Raw genomic sequence first — 206 nt, 5'->3', positions numbered from 1 at the left:
ATAGGCCAGGTATGGACGCGGGGAATTCCTGTGGAGTTGACTGGTACTAATAGTCCGAAGGCTTACATTTTTTTCTTGGTGTTGGCTGATTGTTTGTTGGTGTTTGCGTCCACTGTATGGTTTTGAGGTAACAATCTCGCAGGTTTGCGGTGGTTATAGCACGTGGGAAACACCCGGTTCCATTCCGAACCCGGAAGTTAAGGCTC

At 48.5% G+C, this 206-nt stretch carries 1 rRNA gene; it reads left to right on the top strand.

The features are described from left to right. Positions 1–145 precede the first annotated feature (145 nt). A 5S ribosomal RNA gene (rrf, locus tag L6990_RS11885) occupies positions 146–206 on the top strand; the annotation flags it as partial.

Source organism: Rothia endophytica (assembly GCF_928381505.1).
GTDB lineage: Bacteria > Actinomycetota > Actinomycetes > Actinomycetales > Micrococcaceae > Rothia > Rothia endophytica_A.
The sequence above is the reverse complement of the archived record's forward strand: the minus strand, read 5'-3'. Positions and strand labels throughout refer to the sequence as shown.